17 protein-coding genes and 1 pseudogene are annotated in these 20,716 nt (G+C 63.3%); 7 read left to right on the top strand and 11 right to left on the bottom strand.

The window, feature by feature from the left end:
* Positions 1-135: 135 nt before the first annotated feature.
* From RT582_RS09270 to polA, 4 genes are all read right to left on the bottom strand, one after another.
* Positions 136-957 (bottom strand): DUF4123 domain-containing protein, encoded by an 822-nt coding sequence (locus RT582_RS09270; RefSeq protein WP_313477215.1) that lies wholly within the window; start codon positions 955-957, stop codon positions 136-138.
* A gap of 3 nt (positions 958-960) precedes the next feature.
* A complete protein-coding gene (gene tssI / locus RT582_RS09265; protein WP_313477214.1) occupies positions 961-3,108 on the bottom strand; it encodes a type VI secretion system Vgr family protein in 2,148 nt (715 codons plus the stop codon).
* A 183-nt stretch (positions 3,109-3,291) separates the two neighbouring features.
* Positions 3,292-3,810: an Hcp family type VI secretion system effector gene (locus tag RT582_RS09260; RefSeq protein WP_003286458.1), complete on the bottom strand. Its 519-nt coding sequence runs from the start codon at positions 3,808-3,810 to the stop codon at positions 3,292-3,294.
* Positions 3,811-4,338: 528 nt separating this feature from the next.
* The gene (gene polA / locus RT582_RS09255; protein ID WP_313477213.1) at positions 4,339-7,083 is read right to left on the bottom strand and encodes a DNA polymerase I; all 2,745 of its coding nucleotides are present in this window, start codon (positions 7,081-7,083) and stop codon (positions 4,339-4,341) included.
* Positions 7,084-7,159: 76 nt separating this feature from the next.
* On the opposite strand from polA, the gene RT582_RS09250 reads away from it, so the two are divergent.
* The 6 genes from RT582_RS09250 (at position 7,160) to ppnN (ending at position 12,394) form a co-directional block, all read left to right on the top strand.
* Positions 7,160-7,444, top strand: a complete 285-nt coding sequence (locus RT582_RS09250) for a DUF2782 domain-containing protein (protein WP_003291686.1) — start codon at positions 7,160-7,162, stop codon at positions 7,442-7,444.
* Positions 7,445-7,468: 24 nt separating this feature from the next.
* A complete protein-coding gene (locus RT582_RS09245) occupies positions 7,469-8,422 on the top strand; it encodes a homoserine kinase (RefSeq protein WP_313477212.1) in 954 nt (317 codons plus the stop codon).
* 165 nt (positions 8,423-8,587) lie between these two features.
* Complete coding sequence (locus tag RT582_RS09240; protein ID WP_228207810.1) at positions 8,588-9,214, top strand: CDP-alcohol phosphatidyltransferase family protein; 627 nt, start codon at positions 8,588-8,590, stop codon at positions 9,212-9,214.
* A gap of 52 nt (positions 9,215-9,266) precedes the next feature.
* The gene (locus RT582_RS09235; RefSeq protein WP_313477211.1) at positions 9,267-9,887 is read left to right on the top strand and encodes a lysophospholipid acyltransferase family protein; all 621 of its coding nucleotides are present in this window, start codon (positions 9,267-9,269) and stop codon (positions 9,885-9,887) included.
* Position 9,888: 1 nt separating this feature from the next.
* Positions 9,889-10,818, top strand: a complete 930-nt coding sequence (locus RT582_RS09230; RefSeq protein ID WP_313477210.1) for a phosphatidate cytidylyltransferase — start codon at positions 9,889-9,891, stop codon at positions 10,816-10,818.
* Positions 10,819-11,020: 202 nt separating this feature from the next.
* Positions 11,021-12,394, top strand: a complete 1,374-nt coding sequence (ppnN, locus tag RT582_RS09225; protein WP_313477209.1) for a nucleotide 5'-monophosphate nucleosidase PpnN — start codon at positions 11,021-11,023, stop codon at positions 12,392-12,394.
* Positions 12,395-12,433: 39 nt separating this feature from the next.
* On the opposite strand, the gene RT582_RS09220 is transcribed toward ppnN, so the two are convergent.
* The 6 genes and pseudogenes from RT582_RS09220 to RT582_RS09195 all read right to left on the bottom strand — a co-directional run bounded on the left by RT582_RS09220 (position 12,434) and on the right by RT582_RS09195 (position 19,103).
* The gene (locus RT582_RS09220) at positions 12,434-13,306 is read right to left on the bottom strand and encodes a DMT family transporter (RefSeq protein WP_313477208.1); all 873 of its coding nucleotides are present in this window, start codon (positions 13,304-13,306) and stop codon (positions 12,434-12,436) included.
* Between the two features lie 361 nt (positions 13,307-13,667).
* Complete coding sequence (locus tag RT582_RS09215; protein WP_003284183.1) at positions 13,668-14,375, bottom strand: TSCPD domain-containing protein; 708 nt, start codon at positions 14,373-14,375, stop codon at positions 13,668-13,670.
* Positions 14,376-14,436: 61 nt separating this feature from the next.
* Positions 14,437-16,587, bottom strand: coding sequence for an adenosylcobalamin-dependent ribonucleoside-diphosphate reductase (locus RT582_RS09210; protein WP_313477207.1), 2,151 nt, complete (start codon positions 16,585-16,587; stop codon positions 14,437-14,439).
* Positions 16,588-16,778: 191 nt separating this feature from the next.
* Positions 16,779-16,934, bottom strand: coding sequence for a 50S ribosomal protein L33 (rpmG, locus tag RT582_RS09205; protein WP_003284185.1), 156 nt, complete (start codon positions 16,932-16,934; stop codon positions 16,779-16,781).
* A gap of 11 nt (positions 16,935-16,945) precedes the next feature.
* Entirely contained in the window at positions 16,946-17,182 is a 237-nt protein-coding gene (rpmB, locus tag RT582_RS09200) for a 50S ribosomal protein L28 (RefSeq protein WP_003284186.1), read from the bottom strand.
* A gap of 294 nt (positions 17,183-17,476) precedes the next feature.
* Positions 17,477-19,103: pseudogene (locus RT582_RS09195) on the bottom strand (AMP-binding protein).
* A gap of 169 nt (positions 19,104-19,272) precedes the next feature.
* Here RT582_RS09195 and RT582_RS09190 point away from each other — a divergent pair.
* Positions 19,273-20,058, top strand: coding sequence for an IclR family transcriptional regulator (locus RT582_RS09190; protein ID WP_023444207.1), 786 nt, complete (start codon positions 19,273-19,275; stop codon positions 20,056-20,058).
* A 3-nt stretch (positions 20,059-20,061) separates the two neighbouring features.
* On the opposite strand, the gene RT582_RS09185 is transcribed toward RT582_RS09190, so the two are convergent.
* Positions 20,062-20,640, bottom strand: coding sequence for a TetR/AcrR family transcriptional regulator (locus RT582_RS09185; RefSeq protein ID WP_104098344.1), 579 nt, complete (start codon positions 20,638-20,640; stop codon positions 20,062-20,064).
* Positions 20,641-20,716: the final 76 nt, after the last annotated feature.

Genomic DNA, 20,716 nt, shown 5'->3' with positions numbered 1-20,716 from the left:
ACTCCTGCAGCTCATGATCGGTTGCGTCATAGACCACCACTCGTTGTTGCGGCGGATGATCCTTGCCAATCACTTCGACGATCAGCTTGCCAGCTTCACAGGCCGGACTGCCGGACAGGCTCCCTACTTTGGCATTCATCCTTGACTCTCCGTGGTGGCTGGTGTGGCTTCCAGCCAGGATTGCAGTTGCTGCAGACGAAACTGCACCTGGCCCGATGCGATTTGGGGATGGCTTAGGTGCTGGGGATAGGTGAGCCGGGCTTCGAGGTATGCGCCCAGGCTCTTCTCGTCGTCGAACCCAGAGGCAAGACCCTGCTGCAGATAGCCCAATATCTGGTTGAACTCAGCCTGTGAATGCTCCTGCCAGCACTCATAGGCGAATGCCTCTAGTTGCTGCCGTTCGAGAGCAGCGATCTGCACTCTGTCGAGTATCAGCCTGCCTTTCGGTGGCGCCCCATGATTGTTCGACTCGCTCCGTAGGCTGCGCCAATGGCTGATGTTCTCGCTGCGGTCTGCCCAGGTGGCGCCATGCCAGAACAATTGCTCGATGGGGCCTAGCCAAGTGATAACGGCCTCGGTCGCCGCGAAAAGGTAACTGGCCACATGTGGGTCGTAATAGCGCAGTATCCCCTTGCGCTCACCGTCAAACTGCACGACCAGCATTGCGCGCAGATGGGCCAACAGCTCATCAACTGGCCGCCCGGAACTCAATAACACGCCAGGCCATTGCTCTGGTGCTTGGCGATACGCAGTCAACCAGGCGCTATCCGGCGTCAGTTGTATCAGCCAAGGTCCTAGTTCGACATGAGCGCCCAGCTCGGTATCAGCAAACAGAGCTTCCGGTCGTGGATCAGGCTCTAGCTGGTAAATCCGCCGCAGCAACGGCTCATCCAATTCGAGCAGCATGAAGAGTGGGGTAGAAAGATTGGGAAGCCCTGCGAGTATCTGTACAGACATCAATCAGCTCCCTAACTGGGCGGCATGACGACAAGGACAGTTGGTCAGCGGGCATTGCATTGGCGTACCGCCCCGAGGCTTCTGACACAATTCGATTAGCGGTGTATGGCTGAATCTCGCTTGCTTAAGTCGATGCTCAAGCACCGCCCCCGGCATATCCGCATCCGCCGCCTTCACCTTCCCCGGCAATACCGGCGCCGCGGCCGATCCCTTTCCCGGACTTCCACCCGAGTTCATCCTGATCAAAGGCCCGACCATGGTGATGCAACTGGCATCGAGTTTGATAAAACTGCCACCAGCCTTGAAGGTCAGTTCGCTGCCCGCTTCGAGCACGACCTTGAGGCCGCTGGAGAGGTGGATTTCATTGCCCGCCTCGATGAATTGCCCAGTGCCGATCTTCAGGTGCTGGGTATTGCCCACGGTGAGGTGGTCGTTGGCGCGGATTTCGGTTTTGCGGTCGGCGTGGGTGGTGCGGTGTTCTTCGGCGCGGAATTCGCTGTAGCTGTTGGCCTCCACGGTGTCGTGACGTTCGTGGCCGACGCGGATCTTCTGGTCGTGCTCGATGTTCTCGTCCCAGTCGCGCTGGGCGTGGAGGTAGATCTGTTCGGCGCCCTTGCGGTCTTCGATGCGCAGCTCGTTGTAGCCGCCACCGCCCGGGCTGCTCAGGGTCTTGAACACCGTGCGGGTCTTGTTCGCCGGCAGGTCGTAGGGAACCTGGTGTTCCTTGTGGTACAGGCAGCCGGTCACCAGCGGTTGATCGGGGTCGCCTTCGAGGAAGGTCACCAGCACTTCCATGCCAACACGCGGGATGGCGATGCCGCCGTAGCGGTCGCCGGCCCAGCTGGAGCTGACGCGCAGCCAGCAGCTGGTCTTGTCGTCGGCCTGGCCTTCGCGGTCCCAGTGGAACTGGACGCGCACGCGGCCGTATTCATCGCAGTGGATTTCTTCGCCGGCCGGGCCGGTGACCACGGCGGTCTGGCTGCCGAGCACCTTCGACTTCGGATGCTTCATAGCCGGGCGGAAGGGGATGTCCCAGGGGGTGGCAGTGAAGTGGTTGCGGTAGCCTTGTTGGAAGTCGAGGCTGGCAAGAGCCCCCTCACCCCTGCCCTCTCCCCATAGGGGAGAGAAGGCCAGTTCGTCGTGAGCCGGGACATTGGTAATTGATTCCTCCAGCACCTGTGGCTGCTTACCTTCATGCAGCACTTCGGTCAGCAGCCAGAGCTGGTTCCAGTCGCTGCGGGGGTGTTCGCCGAGCGGGAGGAAGTGCCCGCTCGCCAGTTGCGGCTGGTCGCTTTCGCCTTCGGCCAGTTCGTAGTCGTGGCGGTGGCGCTCCAGGGCGCGTTGCGACAGGTGCTTGCCGCGGGCGCGCTCGGTGAAGCGACCGGGGTAATCGTAGTCTTCAAGGTCGGGCTGGAAGTCGCTATGAAACGCGGCTTCCATAGTCAGACGTGGCTTCTCGAAATCGTAATCGCGGCGCGTGACGCGGCTGGTGCGGGTTTCCAGACGAAGGCCGAAGCGCTTGATCACCGGCTGGTCGGCGACCAGGCCGCTGTCCTGCTGATAGGCGGTGGCAGCGAGCCTGGGGAAGACGGTCTGGTCATCGCCGAAGACCAGGGCATGACCGGCCGCGCTGTGCTGGAAGTGATAGTGAATGCCTTCTTCCTCGCACAGGCGCTGGATGAAGTGCAGGTCGGTTTCGTCGTACTGCACGCAGTATTCGCGCGGCGGGTAAATCACCGGGCCGAGCTGGAAGCGGTAGGCATCGGCCTGGATGCCATGCTCCTCGAGTAGCTGGGCGATGATCTGCGGCACGCTGAGGTGCTGGAAGATGCGCTGGTTGATGCGATGCGCGAGATAGGCCAGCTGCGGCACAAGCGTGAGCCGATAGCGGGTCAGGCGCTGGCCGGACTCACTCTGCGCAGCCTGATGTACCAGCCCGTGGATGCCGCTGCCGTCCGGCGCCAAGGCGAGGAAGGCCGGGCGATGCAGCAGGCGTTCCAGATCCAGGTCGGGGTGTTCGCTGACCAGTTCCAGGTCGAAACGATAGGGCTGACTGATCGCCTCGCGGCCCTGGAATTCGAGCACCTTGAAGTCGTGCTCGATGCCCTCGAGGGAAAGCGTGAAATGGGCCTGGTTGGCTGGGGCGAACATCCATGTTCCTCCTGTTCAGTCCATGTATCAGCGCATGGGCGCTTGCGGAGCCCCGTGTAACACAGGCCGGCCGCTCTAGAATGCATGGTTCGCGCATTCCAGAACGACGATGGCGGAATCTGTTCAGTGCTTCGCAAAAAGCGTTCGGCCAGGCGAGCCTGGCCGAAGCGGGACCGCGGCGAATCAGCCAGCGATCGGGGTGCGCCAGTCGTCGGAGCCGGAGGTGCCGGAAACCTCGTGGGTCCAGACGATCTTGCGGTAGGTGAAGTACACATCTTCCAGATGAGTGAAATGGGACATGTTCGGGTCCTGGCAGTTGGGCATGCGCGACTGCACGTCGACGATCACCGCATCTTCCAGTTCGATGGTGAAGTAGTGTTCCTGGGTGCCGGTGGACGAGGTGCGGTACCACTCCAGACGGCACTTGTTCAGGCGCTCGCCGGAAGTCAGAGCGTTGAAGATCAGCGGCGACGACTTATCGAATACCTTGGTGATCATCAGCGGCTTGTGTACGCGCTGGCCTGTCGGCTGGCCGGACTGCGGGTCACGCGGGATGATGACCTGATGCTGGAAGGCCTGCACCAGGATCTGGTCCTCATGGCCTTCCTGGAAGATGTTGCCAACCGAGTCCTCGGTGAAGGTGCCGGCGGTGATCAGGCCTTGCTTGGTGCCTTCGAGGGACAGATACGCGGGTGTTGGCATGGGTGCTCTCCTTGTCTGAAATGAGTGCCAAATGGCCATTTCGTAACAACAAGCGCCGTACCAAAAATAAAAAAATGCTTATTTATCAAAAAGATATTTAATTTACACCACTCAAACCGAATAGCAGAAGTGATGCCCGACACAGAAAGCTGCGCAAGTTCCTGCGCAGACATGGCAACAAGTTGCGCAACGCCCACCAAGCTCGCGACTCATCGCACTGCGAACAGCTTACCCACAAACTTATCCACAGAATGCTGCGCAAGAAATTGCGCAAGCCATTGCCCCTGGTGAGGCCTCATCCACTTTTCTGCAGGCAAAAAAAACCTCGAACTTCATTGGGGGAGGGGGAAGTTCGAGGTCTAAATCCGGACCGCTAGGGCGGGGTCCAGAGATCTGCCAACACTTAACACAACAAGGAGCATCGAAGGGCTTTTACACCCTTCGCATGCTCTGACCGGATGGTTGCAGCGGAAGTTCAATGCGGACGAAAAAAATTTCGTCGACTACCGACATTTTTCGGCAGCCCGGTCAGTGCGCCTCGTCCCAGTTGTTGCCAACGCCCGCTTCGACCAGCAGCGGTACGTCCAGCTGGGCCGCCTCGCTCATCAACGGACAGATCTGCTGGCGGACCTGCTCGACCAGGTCTTCGCGCACTTCCAGCACCAATTCATCGTGGACCTGCAGGATCACCCGCGCATCCAGCCCGCTCTGCTGCAGCCAGCCGTCTACGGCGATCATGGCGCGCTTGATGATGTCCGCCGCGGTGCCCTGCATCGGCGCGTTGATCGCGGTGCGCTCGGCGCCCTTGCGCATGACGCCGTTCTTCGAATTGATCTCCGGCAGGTACAGCCGCCGACCGAACAGCGTCTCGACGTAGCCCTGCTCCGCGGCCTGGGTGCGGGTGCGCTCCATGTAGGCGAGCACGCCGGGGTAGCGGGCGAAATAGCGGTCGATGTACTCCTGCGCTTCCTTGCGGCCGACGTCGATCTGCTTGGCCAGGCCGAAGGCGCTCATGCCGTAGATCAGGCCGAAGTTGATGGCCTTGGCGCTGCGGCGCTGGTCGTTGCTGACCTGCTCCAGCGGTACACCGAACACCTCGGCCGCCGTGGCGCGGTGCACGTCCAGGTCGTTCTGGAAGGCGTGCAAGAGGCCGGCATCCTGCGCCAGGTGAGCCATGATGCGCAGCTCGATCTGCGAGTAGTCCGCCGCCAGCAGTTTGTACCCCGGCGCCGCAACAAAGGCCTGGCGGATCCGTCGCCCCTCGGCGGTGCGGATCGGGATGTTCTGCAGGTTCGGGTCGCTGGAGGACAGCCGGCCGGTGGCGGTCACCGCCTGGTGGTAGCTGGTGTGGATGCGCCCGGTGCGGGGGTTGATCTGCTGCGGCAGCTTGTCGGTGTAGGTGCCCTTGAGCTTGCTCAAGGAGCGGTGCTGCATGATCACCTTGGGCAGCGGGTAATCCTGCTCGGCGAGTTCGGCGAGCACGCTTTCCGCGGTGGACGGCTGGCCGCCGGCGGTCTTGGAGATCACCGGACAACCGAGCTTGTCGTAGAGAATCGCGCCCAGCTGCTTGGGCGAGCCGAGGTTGAACTCCTCGCCGGCGATGTCGAAGGCCTCGCGTTCCAGCCTAACCAGCTTGTCGCCCAGCTCGACGCTCTGCTGGCCGAGCAGCTGCGCATCGACCAGCGCCCCGTTGCGCTCTATGCGCGCCAGCACCGGCACCAGCGGCATCTCGATCTCGCTCAGCACCTTGAGCAGCGATGGCGTCTGTTCCAGCTTGCCGAGCAGGGTCTGGTGCAGGCGCAGGGTGACATCGGCGTCCTCGGCGGCGTAGGGGCCGGCCTGCTCGATGGCGATCTGGTCGAAGGTCAGCTGCTTGGCGCCCTTGCCGGCGATGTCCTCGAAACGGATGGTGCCGCGGCCGAGGTACTTGAGCGCCAGGCTGTCCATGTCGTGGCGGGTGGCGGTGGCGTCGAGCACGTAGGATTCGAGCATGGTGTCGAAGGTCATGCCGCGCATCTCGATGCCGTAGTGCATCAGCACGTTCATGTCGTACTTGCCGTGCTGGCAGATCTTGGTCTTCGCCGGATCCTCCAGCAGCGGCTTGAGCGCGCCAAGCACGGCATCAAGCTCGAGCTGCTGCGGCACACCCATATAGGAATGACGCAGCGGCACGTAGGCCGCCTGGCCCGGCTCGACGGCGAACGACACGCCGACCAGCTCGGCGCGCTGAGCATCGATGCTGGTGGTTTCGGTATCGAAGGCGAAGCACTCGGCGTTCTTCAGGCGCTCGAGCCAGGCATCGAACTCGGCCGGATCAAGGATCGTGGTGTACTCGGCTTCGGCCTGGATCGAGCAGCCTTCTGGCTGCACCTCGCAGTTCTCGCCCGCGGCCTTGGCCTCGCGCAGCAGGTCGTCCAGCCAGTTCTTGAATTCCAGCTCGCGGTACAGCGCGATCAGCGCCTCGCGGTGCGGCTCGCCGGGCATCAGGTCGGCGACCTCGACGTCCAGCGGCACGTCGAGCTTGATGGTCGCCAGCTCATAGGACATGAAGGCGGCGTCGCGGTGTTCGGCGAGCTTGGCGCCCAATGACTTGGCACCACGGATCGGCAGGCCGGCGACCTGGTCGAGGTTGTCGTAAAGCCCCTTGAGCCCGCCGGGAATACCGTTGAGCAAGCCGCACGCAGTCTTTTCACCGACGCCTGGCACGCCAGGAATATTGTCGACCTTGTCGCCCATCAGCGCGAGGAAGTCGATAATCAGCTCCGGGCCAACGCCGAACTTGTTCTTCACGCCTTCGATGTCATAAACGCTGCCGGTCATGGTGTTGACCAGCGTGACGTGCGGACAGACCAGCTGCGCCATGTCCTTGTCGCCGGTGGAGATGATCACGTCGCGGGCGAGCGCCGCGCACTGGCGCGCCAGGGTGCCGATGACGTCGTCGGCCTCCACGCCTTCCACGCACAGCAGCGGCATGCCGAGGGCGCGGACGCTGGCATGCAGCGGCTCGACCTGCGAGCGCAGATCATCCGGCATCGGCGGGCGGTGCGACTTGTAGTTCTCGAACAGCGCGTCGCGGAAGGTTGGCCCCTTGGCATCGAAAACCACCGCGAACGGACTGTCCGGATACTGCCGGCGCAGGCTGAGCAACATGTTCAGCACGCCCTTGACCGCGCCGGTCGGCTTTCCGGTGGAGGTGGCCAGAGGAGGCAGGGCATGGAAGGCGCGATAGAGGTAGGACGAACCGTCCACCAGGATGAGGGGAGCTTGGCTCATGAGCGGAATCAACCTTTTCGGCGGGCCCGGAGCTAGAATGCCAAGGACCACTTATCGACAAAGGGACAAGGTTACCATGCGCGCTCTCAAACACCTGATGCTGGCCAGCCTGCTGGCGTGCGCTCCCCTGGCCGGTTTTGCCCAGGAGTCGGTCGACGGCGAGCCCGACGTAACCATCCGTCAGGAAGGCGACCGTACCGTCGAGGAATACCGCGTCAATGGCTTCCTCTATGCCGTGAAAGTCACGCCCAAGCATGGCAAACCGTACTTTCTGGTGCGTGCAGACGGCAACGACGGCAACTTCGTCCGTTCCGACCAGCCGGACATGCTAATCCCCTCCTGGAAGATCTTCAGCTGGTAACCCATCAACCGCCGGGAGCACAGCATGTCGGTATTCACGCCCCTGCAACGCGATGAACTGGAAGCCTTTCTGGCGCCGTACCGGCTCGGCCGGTTGCGCGACTTCCAGGGCATCGTCGCAGGCAGCGAGAACAGCAATTTCTTCGTCAGCCTCGAACAGGGCGAATACGTCCTGACGCTGATCGAGCGTGGTCCGACCCAGGACCTGCCGTTCTTCATTGAGCTGCTCGACGTGCTGCACCGCGCCGGCCTGCCGGTGCCCTATGCGCTGCGCAGCGAGCAGGGCGAGGCGCTGCGCAAGCTGGCGGAGAAGCCCGCGCTGCTGCAGCCGCGCCTGCCCGGCAAGCATGTGATGGCGCCCAATCCGCACCATTGCGCCGAGGTCGGCCGGCTGCTGGCGCGGCTACATCTGGCCACTCGCGAGCACATCCTCGAACGCACCAGCGACCGCGGCCTGGAGTGGATGCAGGAACAGGGGCCAAGCCTGGCGCTGAGCCTGTCCGAGGACCAGCTGCCGCTGTTGCGCGAAGGCCTGGCAGAGATCGCCGAGCTGCGGCCGAAACTCCTCGCCCTGCCGCGCGCCAACCTGCACGCCGATCTGTTCCGCGACAACGTGCTGTTCGAAGGCAGCCACCTGACCGGTGTGATCGACTTCTACAACGCCTGCTCCGGGCCGATGCTCTACGACCTGGCCATCGCCGTGAACGACTGGTGCTCGCACCCCAATGGCGAGATCGACGGTGAACGCAGCGAACCCTTGCTGGCGGCCTACTCCGCACTGCGCCGCTTCACCCCGGCCGAAGCCGAGCTCTGGCAGCCGATGCTGCGCGTGGCCTGCGTGCGTTTCTGGCTATCGCGACTGATCGCGGCGCAGCGTCACGAAGGCAAGACGGACGTGCAGGTGAAAGATCCCGATGAGTTTCACCGCCTGCTGAAGGCGCGCCAGCATCCGTCCAGCGCGCTGCCTTTCGCTTTCTAAATCGAATCCCAGACACAAACCCCGCGCGAAAGCGTTCAACACCTCGCAAATTTTCCAGAGCAGCTTGCGACCGCCGGGGCTTTACCCCAAAGTGCCGGGCGCACAGGATGCGCGCTGGCGTTAGCCGAAACGCGCGACTCGCCGATCATCGAAAGGAATCGATGCATGCCCTCCATCTATCAGCTCAAACCCCGTTTTCAGGCACTACTGCGCCCACTGGTCCAGCGCCTCCATGACAGCGGCATCACGGCCAATCAGGTCACGCTGGCAGCGCTGGTCGTGTCGCTGGCAGTCGCAGCGGCGGTCGCGCTGCTGATCGAGCACCTCTGGATCTTCCTGCTGATCCCACTGTGGATGCTGCTGCGCATGGCACTGAACGCCATCGACGGCATGCTGGCGCGAGAATTCGGCCAGCAATCGAAGCTCGGCGCCTACCTCAACGAACTCTGCGATGTGGCCGCCGATGCGGCGCTCTACCTGCCGCTCGCGCTGGTGACCGGCGTCTGGCCAGCTGCCGTGGTGCTGGTGGTGGTGCTCGCAGCGCTGACCGAGTACGCCGGTGTACTCGGTCCAATGGTGGGCGCCTCACGCCGTTACGACGGCCCGATGGGCAAGAGCGACAGGGCCTTCGCCTTCGGCGTGCTGGCCACCGGCGTCGCCCTGGGCCTGTTGCCAGCCGCCTGGATCAACGGCTTGTTGCTGCTGATCGCCGGGCTGTCGATCCTCACGCTGAGCAACCGGGTCAGACAAGGCCTGGCGGAAACCGCAGCGGCGCCAGCCGAAGCGGACTGAACCGCCACCCGCCCGCACCACCGACTTTCCGCCCGATACCGAGGAACATCCCATGTTCGGCGCCCTGCTCGCCTTCGCGATCACTTCCGTTGCACGCCTGCTGACCGGTACACGCAGCCTCTGGATCGGCTGCGCGCCGCTCAACCGGCAACGCATCTATTTCGCCAACCACAGCAGCCACGGTGATTTCGTGCTGCTCTGGGCATCGCTGCCGCCTGACCTGCGGCGCAGGACCCGGCCCGTCGCCGGCGCCGATTACTGGCAGAGCAGCGCGCTGCGCCGCTTCGTCATCCATCGCCTGTTCAACGGTGTGCTGGTGGATCGCGAGCGCAGCGGCCCGGAGTCGAATCCGCTACAACCGATGCTCGACGCCTTGGCCGGCGGCGATTCACTGATCCTCTTCCCCGAGGGCACGCGCAATCTGGAAGAAGGCCTGCTGCTGTTCAAGAGCGGGCTGTATCGCCTGGGCCTGGCGTGTCCGGACGTGGAGCTGGTGCCGGTGTGGATCGCCAACCTCAATCGGGTGATGCCCAAGGGCAGCAGCCTGCCGCTGCCCCTGCTGTGCAGCGTCAGCTTCGGCGCGCCCATGTGCATCGAAAAGGACGAGGACAAGGACGCGTTTCTGCAGCGCGCTCGCCTGGCTTTGCTAGAACTGGCCCCGAAGGAAGACTGACATGGATCGCAATACCCTGCTGCTGTTCGCCGGTATCGGCGCCCTGCTCGCCCTGGCCTCGCTGATCGGCTTCGTCCTCAAGCGTCGCAGCGGCGGCGAGAGTCCGGTGATCGACAACCTCAACGCCCGCATCAATGCCTGGTGGGTGATGGTCGCGCTGATTGGCATCGCCTTCTGGCTCGGCCACACCGCCGTGGTGATCCTCTTCTACCTGGTGTCGTTCTTCGCGTTACGCGAATTCATGACACTGACGCCGACATGCAGCAGCGACTATCCGGCGCTGGTCGCGGCGTTCTACCTGGTGCTGCCGCTGCAGTATCTGCTGGTGGCGGTCGGCTGGTACGGCCTGTTCGCCATCTTCATTCCCGTCTACGTCTTCCTGTTGCTGCCGATCCTGGCGTCGCTGGGCGGCGACACCACGCGTTTTCTCGAACGTGCCTCGAAGGTGCAATGGGGCCTGATGATCGCAGTCTTCTGCGTCTCCCACGTCCCTGCCCTGCTCACCCTGGAAATTGCCGGCTACGAAGGTCGCAACCTGCTGCTGATCGCCTGGCTGATCATCGTCGTGCAGCTCTCCGACGTGTTGCAGTACGTGTGCGGCAAGTTGGCCGGCAAGCGCAAGATCGCCCCGCGCCTGTCGCCGTCCAAAACCGTCGAAGGCTTCGTCGGCGGGATCTTCCTCGCAACACTGATCGGCGCGGCGCTGTTCTGGATCACCCCGTTCGCCTGGTGGCAGGCGGCGCTGATGGCGCTGCTGCTGAACCTGCTGGGCTTCTTCGGCGGCCTGGTGATGTCGGCGATCAAACGCGACCGTGGCGTCAAGGACTGGGGGCACATGATCGAGGGCCATGGCGGCATGCTCGACCGGCTCGATTCGGTCTGCTTCGCCGCGCCGATCTTCTTCCACCTGGTGCGCTACGGCTGGACCTGACCAGCCCGGCACTTGCGCTGCCCGGCGAACCGCCGATTGCCCCGAGGGTCGAACCTGCCACGGCTCTCGGAGCGATTTGCCTCTCGCCTACCGAACGGATCGCCCACCGCCGCTGCGCCACCGCGTTAAGATGGCGGCACGCAGCCGCCGTTTCGGTGCACCAGCTCCGCGATGGTGTCGCCATCGAATTCAGGAATCACCAATGAACCAACGCAACGTAATCAACGCCTCGGTTACCCCCAAAGGCAGCCTGGAAACCCTGTCGCAACGCGAAGTACAGCAGCTGAGCGAAGTCGGTTCCGGCAGCACGCACAAGCTGTTCCGCCAGTGCGCCCTGGCAATCCTCAACACCGGCACGCGCATCGATAACGCCAAGACCATCCTCGAAGCCTATGAGGACTTCGAGGTGCGCATCCTGCAGCAGGATCGCGGCGTACGCCTCGAGCTGTTCAATGCGCCGGCCGATGCCTTCGTCGATGGCGAGATGATCGCCAGCACCCGCGAGATGCTCTTCAGCGCGCTGCGGGACATCGTCTATACCGAGAGCGAACTGAGCAGCGCTCGCATCGATCTGAGCACTTCCCAGGGCATTACCGACTACGTCTTTCATCTGCTGCGCAACGCCCGCACGCTGCGCCCGGGCATCGAGCCGAACATGGTGGTGTGCTGGGGTGGCCACTCGATCAGCACCGAAGAGTACAAGTACAGCAAGCGCGTCGGCCATGAGCTGGGCCTGCGCAGCCTGGATGTCTGCACCGGCTGCGGTCCGGGCGTGATGAAGGGGCCGATGAAGGGTGCCACCATTGCCCACGCCAAACAGCGCCGCGTTGGCAGCCGCTACCTGGGGCTGACCGAGCCGGGCATCATCGCCGCCGAGGCACCGAACCCGATCGTCAACGAGCTGGTGATCCTGCCGGACATCGAGAAACGTCTGGAGGCCTTCGTCCGCGTCGGTCACGGCATCATCATCTTCCCCGGCGGCGTCGGCACGGCCGAGGAGTTCCTCTACCTGCTCGGCATTCTGTTGCACCCGGCCAATCGTGAAGTGCCGTTCCCGGTCATTCTCACTGGGCCTAGCGATGCGGCGGATTATCTGCAGCAGCTGCACGATTTCGTCGGCGCGACCCTTGGTGAGGAAGCCCAGAAGCGCTACCAGATCGTCTTCAACGACCCTACCGAAGTGGCCCGGCAGATGACCGAGGGCCTGCGCGAAGTACGACGGTTCCGCCGCGAGCGCAACGATGCCTTCCACTTCAACTGGCTGCTGAAGATCGAGGAAGGTTTCCAGCGACCCTTCGATCCGACCCACGAGGCCATGGCCAGCCTGCCGCTGCGCCGCGACCTGCCGCCCCACGAGCTGGCCGCCAACCTGCGCCGCGCGTTTTCCGGCATCGTCGCCGGCAACGTCAAGGACAAGGGCATCCGCCGCATCGAGCAATACGGCCGTTACGAGATCCACGGCGACACGGCGATCATGCAACCGCTGGACAAGCTGCTGCAGGCCTTCGTCGAGCAGCACCGCATGAAGCTGCCCGGCGGCGTGCCCTACACGCCGTGCTACCGCGTGGTCAGCTGAAGCTGCCGAAAGGCCGGGCGGCAACCGCCCGGCCTTTTTTCATCCGCGATGCGGCTGCGGTGCGGCCCTGAACACCAGCGCCAACCCCAGCAGAATGGCCGCCATTCCCAGCAAGCCGGTGCGCGACAGCTGATTGCCGAGGAACAGGTAATCCATCCCCACGGTCACCACCGGCACCAGGTAGAACAGACTGGTGACGTTCACCAGATTGCCGGTCTGGATCATGCGGTACAGCAGCAGCTGCGCCGCCACCGAGATCACCAGACCCAACCACAGCACCGGAATGATGAAGCCCGTCACCGCTCCCAGGCGGATCGGCTGGAACGGCACGAACGCAAGGCACAGCAGCAGGCTGACCCCGTACTGGGTCGGCAGCACCTCCACCGGGCTCTGGCGAACGCGCTGCTGCAGAATCGCGCCCACTGTCATGCACAGCAGCGCGCCGAGGGCGAAGAGCATCCCGGCGAGCGAGAAGCGCGCCAGCACCAGACTCTGAAATACCACCGCGGCCAACCCGGCCAGTGCCACCAGTAATCCCAGCAGACGCAGCGGCGAGAAGCGTCGTTCGAGGAGCAACAGGGTGAGAATTGGCTGCACGCCAAGCAGCGTCGCGATCACACCCGGCGTCACGCCATGGGCCATGGCCTGGAAATAGCAGATCGAATAACAGCCGATCATCAGCAGCCCGGTCGCCGCCGTCTGCCAAGCAGCGCCAAGCGCTGGCCGCCAGCGCCTACGGTAGAGGCCGATAAGCAGAACTGCAGTCAGCGCCAGAGCAAAGCGCACGATCAGCAGGGCGAAGGGGGTAGCGTGGTCCAGTCCCCAGCGGGTGAAGATGGCCGCACTGCCCCACAGCAATACGAACACAGTCATGACGCCATAGGACGTCCACAACGATTTGTTGAAAGTCATCAGTGATTACCTGTCGAAGCGAAACAGGCTCCAGCGAACGCCGAAAGCGTGCGCGCACCGACCCGGAAGGATCGGAAGCGAAAACCGGAGCTGCGAAATGTGGGCGGATCAGCCCAGCGCAACCGCCTGTGGAGGTGGTGGCGCGATTGCCAGATCGGCAACGACAGAGGGAGGTGGAGCGATTGCGCACAGCCGGGCCGCGCCGAGATCGGCTGGCTTCATGGGTAACAGGCTGTGAGCAGTGGAAGACATTGGGTCAACGGCCGGACGGCGGTATGGAGAACGAAAACTAGCAGAGCCAGGCCCGCCGGGTAAAGCGAGCCTGACGAGCGTCACGGCAGGCGAAATCAGCGCAAGCCGTTTAGCCGCACTTGGAGTTGCCGCAGTTCAGGCAGGTGGCGCAGCCGTCCATCTGCACCACGGCCTGGGTATTGCACTTGTTGCACAGCTGCGCGCCGGCCGGGAAACCTTCGCCCGGCTCGACCGCCACCGCGCCCTGGCTGGCTTCGTAGGCGGCGCGCTTCTCGGCCAGGTACTTGAGCTGGGTTTCGTCCAGCGCATGACCTTCGAGCATGCCGATGGCGATCAGATGGCGCTCCAGCACCGCACCGATCTCGGCCACGATCGACGGCATGTAGACGCCGCCCTTCTTCAGGTAGCCGCCGCGCGGATCGAACACCGCCTTCAGCTCCTCGACCAGGAAGGTGCAGTCGCCACCCTTGCGGAACACCGCAGACATGATGCGGGTCAGCGCCACGATCCACTGGAAGTGGTCCATGTTCTTCGAATTGATGAATATCTCGAACGGCCGGCGCTGCTCGTGCGGGGTGCCGGCGTTGAGCACAATGTCGTTCACGGTGACGTACAGCGCGTGTTCGAACAGCGGCGACTTGATCTTGTAGGTCATGCCGATTAGGGTTTCCGGACGCTGCAGGCTCTCGTCCATTTCCACCACATTGACGGCCTTGCTCGCCTTGTTATCGGTGCTGGCGGCAGCGGCCGCGGGGCGTTCGAGGGCCTCGTCGACGACCTTGAAGCCCTTGATGCGCTGGGTGATCTTTACGGTCATTGTGCAGATTCTCCTGCCGGGCGCAGCGATGGCCCGGCGCTTATACGATTGGCAGTTCGGTTCAGTACTTGCCGTAATAGCCTTCTTTGAGGGCGTCGAACAGGTTGGCGGCGGTGTTCACCTCGCCGTCGTACTCGACCTCCTGGTTGCCCTTGAGCTCGACCACGCTGCCGTCCTCCAAAGTGAAGCGGTACAGGGTCTTTTCCAGATCGGCTTCCTTGACCAGCACGCCCTGGAAGGCCGCCGGATTGAAGCGGAAGGTGGTGCAGCCCTTGAGGCCCTGGCGCCAGGCGTAGCGGTAGATGTCCTTGAACGCCTCGAATGGATAATCGGTCGGCACGTTGGCGGTCTTGGAGATAGACGAATCGACCCAGCGCTGCGCGGCGGCCTGGATATCCACGTGCTGGGTCGGACTGACGTCATCGGCGGTGATGAAGTAGTCCGGCAGCTTCTCGCCCGGCTCGTCGGAGCCCGGCTTGGCGCGCTCGTTGATCAGCGTGCGATAGGCCAGCAGCTCGTAGCTGAACACCTCGATCTTCTCCTTGGCCTTGCGGCCCGGACGGATCAGGTTGCGCGAGTAGTGATGGGCGAAGCTCGGCTCGATGCCGTTGGAAGCGTTGTTGGCCAGGCTCAGGCTGATGGTGCCGGTAGGCGCGATCGAGCTGTGGTGGGTGAAGCGCGCGCCCTGCTCGGCCAGCGCCTCGATCAGCTCGGGCGCGTACTCGGCGACCTTCTGCATGTAACGCGAATACTTGGCGTGCAGCACGCGACCGGCGATCTGATCGCCGACCTTGTAGCCGTCTTTCGCCATTTCCGGACGCTTACGCAGCATCTCGGCGGTGACTTCGAAGGTCTGACTCAGCAACGGCGCCGGGCCCTTCTCCTTGGACAGCTCCAGCGCCTGCTCCCAGCCGACCAGTGCCATTTCGCGCGCGACTTCCTCGGTGAACACGCAGGCTTCCGGGCTGCCATAGCGCATCTTGAGCAGCGTCAGCGTCGAGCCGAGGCCGAGGAAGCCCATGCCATGGCGACGCTTGCTTTCGATCTCGTGGCGCTGCTGCTCCAGTGGCAGGCCGTTGATCTCCACTACGTTATCGAGCATGCGGGTGAAGACGCGTACGACTTCGCGGTACTTGTTCCAGTCGAAGCGCGCGTCCGCACCGAACGGGTCGATCACGAAGTTGGTCAGGTTGATCGAGCCCAGTAGACACGACCCGTACGGCGGCAGCGGCTGCTCACCACAGGGGTTGGTCGCACGGATCGCTTCGCACCACCAGTTGTTGTTCAGCTGGTTGACGCGGTCGATGAGGATGAAGCCCGGCTCGGCGTAGTCATAGGTGGAGACCATGATCATGTCCCACAGATGCCGCGCCTTGACCCGCCCGTAGATCTTGCAGGCAACCAGCCCATCGTCGCGCACGATATAGCCGTCATGCACAGGCCATTCGCGCCAGAGCACATGCTCGGCGTCCGCCAGGTCAAGCTCGGCGGCTTCCTTGGCGTGCACCGGGAAGATCAGCGGCCACTCGCCGTCGACCTCCACCGCCTGCATGAATTCATCGGTGATCAACAGGCTGAGGTTGAACTGGCGCAGTCGGCCGTCTTCGCGCTTGGCGCGGATGAACTCGCGCACATCCGGATGGCCGACATCAAAGGTGCCCATTTGCGCGCCGCGGCGGCCGCCGGCCGAACTCACGGTGAAGCACATCTTGTCGAAGATATCCATGAACGACAGCGGGCCGCTGGTGTGCGCACCGGCACCCGAGACGAAGGAGCCGCGCGGACGCAGGGTGCTGAACTCGTAGCCGATGCCGCAACCGGCCTTGAGCGTCAGACCGGCCTCGTGGACCTTGCCGAGGATGTCATCCATCGAGTCGGTGATCGAACCCGAAACAGTGCAGTTGATGGTCGAGGTAGCCGGCTTGTAATCCTGCGCGCCGGCGTTGGAGATGATCCGTCCGGCCGGGATGGCGCCGTTGCGCAGCGCCCAGAGGAAACGCTCGTGCCAGTGCTCGCGCTGCTTGGCCGGCTCGACGTCAGCCAGGGCGCGGGCGACGCGCTGCCAGGTGGCGTCGACGCTGTCATCGATCGGCGTGCCGTCCTTGCTGGTCAGACGGTATTTCTGTGCCCAGATATCTTCGGAAGCCGCCTGTAGGGCGATGCTGGAAGTGCTCTTGCTGTCTGCCGCGATGGGCCCGTCCGTCTTCGCCATGCGCTGCGCATCCTCGTGCCGAAAGTGGGAAAAGAAGGCTCGCACGATAGGCGAATTCGACAGGCGCCGTACATGATGCATATCAAACTAGGCAACGCGAACGACGACTGGTGTCAGGCATCGACACCAAGCGTTCGCCAGAAACGAAAAAACCCGCCGAGAGGCGGGTTCTTTCTTCAAGGGCCGATCAATTACTTGATCTTGGCTTCCTTGTAGATCACGTGCTTGCGTACGACCGGATCGAATTTCTTGATTTCGATCTTGTCGGGGGTGGTGCGCTTGTTCTTGTCGGTGGTGTAGAAGTGGCCGGTACCGGCGCTGGACACCAAACGGATCAGGTCACGCATGATTGCTCTCCTTAAACCTTTTCGCCGCGGGCGCGCAGCTCGGACAGAACGACGTCAATGCCGCGCTTGTCGATGATGCGCATGCCTTTGGCACTCAGGCGCAGACGAACGAAGCGGTTCTCCGACTCGACCCAGAAGCGATGATGCTGCAGGTTCGGCAGGAAACGACGACGGGTTTTGTTCATTGCGTGGGAAACGTTGTTCCCGGTTACCGGACCCTTACCGGTAACTTGACAGACTCTCGACATGCCTCAGCCCTCTAAAACCACATGCCCAACCCGGCATGGGTTGGCCGCTTGAATTCACTTGTCAGTTCGGCGCTCAGCGCCACGTTTCATGGGGGTCTTACCGGCCACGTTGCGAACGAAGATACCGGGCCCCTAGAAAAGAGCGCTGCTTTATATCAGAAACCCCCTAGGGCAACAAGCGCGGATTGAAATTTCCGCCCGACTGCCGTGCCTTCGAGAGTTGCTGCCCGATGCCGACCGGGGCCTGAGCACTGCAGCCCGCTCGTCAGCTCACCACCTATATATAGGTCGCAATCAACCTGCGCTGCCCCGCGCCTCGTCGCGCAGCTGACGACGCCAGCAACTTGCCCACGGCTGTCTTCGGCAGCTCGTCGCGCAGCTCGAGAAAGCTCGGCGTCTTGTAGCCGGTGAGGTATTGCCGGCAATGTTCGAGCAAGGCCCGCTCATCAACCGTATCGTCCTTGAGGCTGACGAAGACCTTCACCGCCTCGCCCTTGCGCGCATCCGGCACGCCCACCGCCACGCATTCACGCACGGATGGATGCTGCATCAGCACATCCTCGATCTCGTTGGGGAACACGTTGAAGCCGGACACCAGGATCATGTCCTTCTTGCGGTCGACGATCTTCACGAAGCCATCGGCATCCAGCAGCGCGATATCGCCGGTCTTCAGCCAGCCATCGGGCGTGAGCACCTTGGCCGTCTCGTCCGCACGTTGCCAGTAGCCCTGCATGACCTGCGGGCCACGCAGCCACAGTTTGCCCGGCGTTTCCGGCGGCACGTCGTTGCCCTCGTCATCCACGGTGCGCAGCTCGGTCTCGATCAGCGCCTGGCCGATGTAGCCCTCGCGGTAAGGGCTCAGCTGTGTACCGGTCGCCACAACAGGCGAGGCCTCGGTCAGGCCGAAACCTTCGCGGATCGGCGCCCCGGTCAGTTCCTGCCAGCGACGCCCGACTTCACTGTTGAGCGGCGCGCCGCCGGACGTCGCCCACTTCAGATGGGAGAAATCGATGCTGCGAAACTCCGGGTGATTCATCAGCCCGACGAACAGCGTGTTGATGCCGCTGAGCAGGCTGAACGGATAGCGCTGCATGGCACCGATGGTTTCGTCCAGATTGCGCCCGTCCCGGATGAATACGGTGTGCAGGCCCATACCCACCGAACTCAGGCAGTTCGTGGCAAACGCCATGATGTGATACAGCGGCAGCGGCGCGATGCGCACGTCCTTTTCAGGCTCCAGCAGACCCGGCTTGTCGAACAGCTCGATGGTCTGCAGCACATTGGCTAGCAGATTGCGGTGACTGAGCATCGCGCCCTTGGACACACCGGTCGTACCGCCGGTGTACTGCAACAACGCCAGCCGGTCGAGGCCTGCTTCGCGCTCCAGCGGCGGGCTTTCCGCCCCCAGCCGCAGGGCCTGCATGAAGCGCTGCGTTCCCGCCTCGCTGCCTTCGTGAATCGGCCTCTGCAGATCATCGACGCTGGTGAGCATTACGTGCTCCAGCTCGGTGTCCGCCTGCACCGCGCGTACCAGCGGCAGCAGCCGATCGAGCACAAGGATCGCCCTGGCGCCGGAATCGCGGAACTGATGGCGGGCTTCGACGGCCGTGTACTGCGGATTGGTATTGACGATCACCAGCCCGGCCTTGAGTGCGCCAAACACGGCGATGGGATATTGCAACGAATTGGGCAGCTGCAGCGCCAGCCGGTCACCGGGTTGCAGCCCGGCGTGATGCCGCAGGTAGCGCGCGAACGCGTCGGCAAGACTGCCCAGCTCGGCGTAGGTGAGCTGGTCGTCGCCACAGGAAAATGCCGCGCGCTGCGGATGCTTCGCGCAGGCCTGAGCCAGCAGGTCATGGACGTTCTGGTAGCCGCCACGGGCGAGTTCGTTAGCCACGTAGCCTTGCACGGAAGCGGACATCGACATTCTCCAAAATGAATTATTGTTTTACTGTGCGAAACTGGATGTCGAATCCGATAGTAGTAGATCGCTTTTTCCGTCGCAATGATCGCCAATGGCCGCACTGCCCCGCGTCGGGCGATCTGCTATCGTTCGCCACCGCTGCCCACTAGCCAGACAGACCGAGACCATGAGCGACGACATCGAAGACACCGGCACACCCAAGGATCGCAAGTTCGTCGAGGCCCTCGCCCGCGGGCTGGACGTGCTGCGTGCCTTCACCCATGGCTCGGTGGTGATGGGTAATCAGGACATCGCACGCATCACCGGGCTGCCAAAGCCCACCGTGTCGCGCATGACCTACACGCTGACCAAGCTCGGCTACCTCAGCTATTCGCAGCAGCTGGAGAAGTACCAACTCGATTCCGGCGTGCTGGCGCTCGGTTATGCCTACGTTTCCAACCTGCGCGTGCGCCAGCTGGCCAAGCCGTACATGGACGAGTTCGCCCGCCGCACCAACACCACCGTGGGCCTGACCTGCCGCGACCGGCTGTCGATGATCTACGTGGAGAATTGCCGCCCGGCCGAGGTCACCACCCTGCGCATGGACGCCGGCGTGCGTCTGCCGCTGGCCACCACCGCCGCTGGCCGCGCCTTTCTCGCCGCCACCCCGGAGAAGGAACGCGAGCATCTGATGGCCGCTCTGGCCAGCAAGTACGGTGATGACTGGGCCGCCATCGAGGCTTCACTGCACGCCTCGTTCGAGGAGTTCGTGCAGCACGGCTTCTGCCTGTCGCTCGGCGACTGGGACCGCAACGTGATGGCCGCCGGTGTGCCGCTGCACCTGGCCGATGGCAGCATCATGGCGCTGACCTGCGGCGCGCCGTCATTCCAGCTCAGCGAGGAAACCCTGAAGAACTCGCTGGCCCACCAGCTGGAAATGCTCGCTCGGGATATCGAAAGCCTCGGCGTCTGATCGTCAGGCCCTGACGCTGGCCCAGGCGATGTCCGCGAGCAGCTCGCGGCAGTCGGCCAGCGCGGTGCGGGAACGGCCCGCCAGCCAATTACGCGCCATGTCATGGCAGGGTCCGATCACCACCGCGAGAAAGCAGTCGCCGGGCATCCGCCGAAAGGCTCCGCTTTCCCGATGGCGCCGCAGAATCGCTCCGACCCGCTCGCCGTGGGCGCGATTGACCTCGCGCAGCCGTTCGCCCATCTCCCCGGCCTCGACCCGCCCGCGGTTGTGCAGAACGAAGCGCGCCCAGTCCGGGTTCGCCACTACCCAGTCGATGTAACTGGTGACGAACAGCCGGACGCAGGCTTCCGCGTCCAGCGTCTCGATCAGCCCGGCTTCGAGCAGCGCGGCGTACTCACCGATGCCTTCCAGATACAGCGCGGCGATGATCCGCTCACGATTGCCGAAGTGGTGATAGAGGCTGCCGATGCTGGCGCCGGAGCGATCACGAATCATCTCGATGGTGGCCGCCTCCACGCCGAACTCGGTGAAACAGGCGAGTGCGGCCTGAAGGATTTCCTGCTTGCGGCTACTACGGGCCATCCGGCCTCCAATCTGACTAGAATATTTTTCTAGAATTATCTTCTACCCTTCGTATACTGCACCGATCGCAGCAATC

This window comes from Stutzerimonas kunmingensis, from assembly GCF_032106285.1.
GTDB classification, from domain to species: Bacteria; Pseudomonadota; Gammaproteobacteria; order Pseudomonadales; family Pseudomonadaceae; genus Stutzerimonas; species Stutzerimonas kunmingensis_B.
The sequence above is the reverse complement of the archived record's forward strand: the minus strand, read 5'-3'. Positions and strand labels throughout refer to the sequence as shown.